Here is a 4,281-nt window from a genome sequence, read left to right on the forward strand (position 1 = left end):
ATTGTTATGTTATAACATTTGAAAAGTTCATTGTGATAACCGTTAAGTATTTTTATGAAGTTCCTCCGCACTGGCCTGATTGTTACTGCTATCAGCGCATTTTCACTTGCTTTATATCTTTCTCTTTCTCCTGAACCACCAGAAGACATCGCTATCAAAATTACACCTTACCAAGGTGTGGTTTCGGCTGATGAGAAGCCATCGAGTTCAGACGTTGAGTCAAGTTCTCTGGTAAGAGTTCATTATTTTGTCAAAGTTGGGGATACACTCAGTAATGTATTTACCTCTTGGAAACTCCCTTACGGAACGGCTCAAAAGATACTTGAGGCCGATCTAGAATCACTGAAACTGGACACGATCAAGCCTGGTGATCATCTAGAGTTGTTGTTGGATAGTGACTCTAAGCAGCTAGTCGAATTGATTTACCATGAGAGCTTGGTTGAGCAGGCTGTTTACACAGAAAATGATGACGGTAGTTTTAGTTATCAGTTCATCGAGACTCCTGGGGAATGGAAAGAAAAGCTGTACGCAGGTGCGGTGCAGGGTAGTTTTTCCACGTCAGCTTACAAGGCCGGTTTAACCAGTGCCCAGATAGCCAATATCACTCGAACGCTGAAAGATAAAATTAACTTCTCCAAAGATCTCAGAGCTGGCGACAGCTTTAATGTTTTGGTTAAAGAGCAATACATGGAAGATCACTTAACGGGTAAGACTGAAGTGCAAGGGGTCTCTATCAAGCTACGAAATAGGGAAGTGGCGGCTTTTCTTGCTGCGGATGGACGTTTCTATGACCGAGAAGGGAATAGCCTTGAGCAAGCTTTCAATCGATACCCAATAGACAAACAATTCCGAAGAATCACTTCATCATTCAACCCATTCCGAAAGCATCCTGTGACTGGACGTGTATCGCCGCATAATGGTACTGATTTCGCCACACCTGTGGGTTCACCCGTTTATTCAACGGGAGACGGTAGGGTTGTGGCACTTCGTGACCATCCATACGCAGGGAAATACATAGTGATAGAACATAACAGTGTTTACAAAACTCGTTATCTGCATTTGAGTCGATTCTTGGTTAAGAAAGGGCAACAGATTAAGCGTGGGCAGGAAATTGCGTTGTCGGGTGCAACAGGCCGTTTAACAGGGCCTCACTTACATTTTGAAGTGTTGGTACGTGGAAGGGCGGTCGACGCGATGAAGGCTGACCTGCCTTTGGCAAGCTCTATATTACCGAAAGACAAGGGGACGTTCCTCGCTCGAATTGCCTCTTTTGATGAGATCATCTCTGAGCAAGAAGGCAGAACGAGTTAAATTCACTTCAGCCACGGCTTATCCTTATTCCAACCTTCTGGTGATAAACAAACCGAACGTTGGAATAAGCATTTATTGAATCACATGATTTCAGATTCGATTAAGCGACGACAACCGCTGTTCCGCTGGCTGATACCATCAACATGCCATTACCTGTTCCTAAGACTTCATAATCGATATCGACACCAACAACTGCGTTTGCACCCGCTTCAATCGCTTTCTGCTCTAGCTCTTTGAATGCGTAGTTACGTGCTTTCTCCAGTTCCTTTTCATAGGTGCCAGAACGTCCACCGACGAAGTCTCGAATACCTGAAAACATATCCTTGAATACGTTAACCCCTAGAATGGCTTCTCCGGCAATAACCCCTTTGTAATCGACAATGCGTTTGCCTTCGACAGATTGTGTGGTGGTAATAATCATAATGGCCTCTGTAAGTTAGATGGTTGGTTACTAGATGAGTTGTTACTAGTTGGTTTGTTACTTGATGATTAGTTACTCGCTGAGTTTTGTCTCTGAGCGTGTGAATTCATGCCTCAACCATGTTCTCAGTTTTAGCACACTTTCTTGTTTTAATTTGTTTTTTGGACAAACGAAATAGAAATCTTGATGGGGGTTAGCCACTGGCTCACTAATTTCGACCAACATGCCATGGCTGATGTCATCTTTCACAAACAAGCGGTGAGTGACTAATACACCAAGCGAACGAATGGCAGCCTGTACGGCTTGAATCGAGACATCGAACGTCAAGTTACTGTGGAACGTCGGCATGGGTATTTGGTAATGATCGCACCACACTTGCCAGTCATGCTGTCTTCTTGGGTTGAAGACACCAATGGTTGGGTTTTGTTTCACCAGTTGTTCAACGCTTAATCCCATTTGGTTTTTCAATAGTGCTGGGCTGCACACCAATACCAGATCATCGTCACCGAGCTTTTCGCTGTAATATCGGTCCCACTCGCTCGGTTTACCGTGCACCAGCGCGATGTCGACACCTTCCTGCTCTATGTCGAAAGTGCCCGTTAGCGTGGATATACGAATATCAAGAGAGGGGGCAAAGCTTTGGAATTCCGAGACTCGCGGGATCCACCAGTGCATGGCGAGTGAGTTCACCATGTTGAGGGTAATGCGGTGATCGTTAGGCGTTCTGGCAAGCTCTTCGGTGGCTTCTATCACCTGTTCAAGTGCGGGCGCAACCTTTCGATAATATCGCTTACCGGCGGCATTAAGAACAACACGACGACCTACTCGCTGAAATAGCGGTTTATTAACCAGTTGCTCTAGTGATTTGATGGCTTGGCTTACTGCAGAATGACTGACATACAACACTCGAGCAGCGTCGGTCATGCTGCCGGTTTCAGCAACAGCAATGAAAGCATAAACGGATTTAAGCGGGACGAGTTTCTTCATTGGTAAGTTTTCCTTACAGTTATGGTTAATATTACTCGCTATTTTTCATCACGTCACGCTTCTAAAATAGGTGTCATAGGAGGTGATAATTATGTCTGATATTACCAAGGCGACGACTTTCATGTTGTTGTCGACGTTCAGTTTGTCTTTGAGTGGCTTGATGGCCAAGTATCTATCTGAAGTGATGCCAATCTCGTTACTCAGTTTTGTGCGTTTTTTGTTACCCAGTCTGTTCTTATTTTTATTCTTGATGTTTTACAAAATAACGAAACCTTCACTCGATATGTGGAAACCTTTGGTGATGCGGGCGATCTTTATGGTGGCGTGTCAGTGGTGTTTCCTTACTTCACTACAAACCTTAACGCTGGTTGAAGGTGTGGTGTTATTCAGTACGGGTCCGCTGTTTATTCCGTTGTTAGAAAAATTAATATTCGGAACCAAGATTCATACAACGACTATCGCATGTTTAGCCATTACATTTTTCGGCGTAGTGATGATGGCAGGGGATTGGTCGCAGTTTGAGTTTGGTTCGGAATTCTTTAGGCCAGCGCTATTGCTAGGGTTATTGGCGGGTGTGTTTAATTCAGGTTCACAAGTGAGTTTGTATCGAGCATCCAAGACTAGCCTGGCACCCGCAGAGCTTAACGCGTGGACGTTCTTGGTCGCGGCAATCTTTGTGATACCAATGGTTGTGTTTACTTCAGTATCTGCGGATCCAGATATGCTTGAGAGTGCTGCGGGCAATGGAACCTTTTCGGCTCTGCTATCTTTTGAAGGCTTACGCTGGATTGGGCTTGGCGCTTTTGGATTGGCTCTATTTACTATTAACACGCAAATCTTCCGCTCGAAAGCGTACAAGTTGGCAGACAGCGGTTCTCAGTTGGCTCCCCTAATTTTCACGAACATGCTGTTCAGTGCGTTATGGCAGAGCTTGTTCTTTGATGACGTGTTTTCATCTCAGCAGTTAATCGGCATCAATTTGATAGTCGTGGCGAGCATAACCAATACTCTATTGGCTAAAAGACACAGCAAAGCAAAAGCCAAGCAAACACCTCGATCTGCTGTGGTTGTAGCAGATGCTGCGGTTTTGGACTCTGCCGTTAAAAGCTAAACATTGAGGCTGAAGATTACAGACAAAAGCCTAGAACAATGAACGAATGTACTCTTTTACTCGGTCGATGTGTTCGTTTGGTTCAATCTCGCAACGCTGTTTAGTCTCTAGGAATCGCTCAGCGTATTTGTCGTAGATTTTGTTTTCTAAGAACAGCAAATACAGCTTGGGATCGATATGACCGCTGGTGGCCATGTCGGTCATGATGTTGAGTGATTCGCTTAGGAGTTTGCCTTTCTTATACGGGCGATCACTAGAGGTGAGCGCTTCAAAGACATCAGCAATGGCCATCGCTCTGGACGGTAGAGGTAATTGGTCTTCGCTTAAGCCTCTTGGGTAGCCCTTGCCGTCGATACGCTCGTGGTGTCCGCTGGCGATATCCGGAATATTCTGGAGGTAAGAAGGATAAGGCAGCTTGTTAAGCATGGTGAAGGTTTGAATAATATGATCG

5 protein-coding genes are annotated in these 4,281 nt (G+C 45.0%); 2 read left to right on the top strand and 3 right to left on the bottom strand.

Annotation, left to right across the window (positions count from 1 at the left end; translation table 11 throughout):
• Positions 1-54 precede the first annotated feature (54 nt).
• Positions 55-1,311 carry a peptidoglycan DD-metalloendopeptidase family protein gene (locus tag AB4653_RS04255; RefSeq protein ID WP_009845607.1) on the top strand — a complete coding sequence of 419 codons (1,257 nt, stop codon included), beginning with the start codon at positions 55-57 and terminating at the stop codon, positions 1,309-1,311.
• Between the two features lie 100 nt (positions 1,312-1,411).
• On the opposite strand, the gene AB4653_RS04260 is transcribed toward AB4653_RS04255, so the two are convergent.
• Positions 1,412-1,732, bottom strand: a complete 321-nt coding sequence (locus tag AB4653_RS04260) for a heavy metal-binding domain-containing protein (RefSeq protein ID WP_004730185.1) — start codon at positions 1,730-1,732, stop codon at positions 1,412-1,414.
• Positions 1,733-1,804: 72 nt separating this feature from the next.
• Positions 1,805-2,719 carry a LysR substrate-binding domain-containing protein gene (locus AB4653_RS04265; RefSeq protein ID WP_009845606.1) on the bottom strand — a complete coding sequence of 305 codons (915 nt, stop codon included), beginning with the start codon at positions 2,717-2,719 and terminating at the stop codon, positions 1,805-1,807.
• A gap of 91 nt (positions 2,720-2,810) precedes the next feature.
• On the opposite strand from AB4653_RS04265, the gene AB4653_RS04270 reads away from it, so the two are divergent.
• On the top strand, positions 2,811-3,830 hold the full coding sequence (locus AB4653_RS04270; RefSeq protein ID WP_009845605.1) for a DMT family transporter: 1,020 nt from the start codon (positions 2,811-2,813) through the stop codon (positions 3,828-3,830).
• A 30-nt stretch (positions 3,831-3,860) separates the two neighbouring features.
• On the opposite strand, the gene AB4653_RS04275 is transcribed toward AB4653_RS04270, so the two are convergent.
• On the bottom strand, positions 3,861-4,281 hold a 421-nt coding region (locus AB4653_RS04275), incomplete at its 5' end, for an HD-GYP domain-containing protein (RefSeq protein WP_372103413.1).

The organism is Vibrio sp. 10N.222.48.A3 (genome assembly GCF_041475345.1).
In the GTDB taxonomy this organism is placed as follows: domain Bacteria; phylum Pseudomonadota; class Gammaproteobacteria; order Enterobacterales; family Vibrionaceae; genus Vibrio; species Vibrio tasmaniensis_A.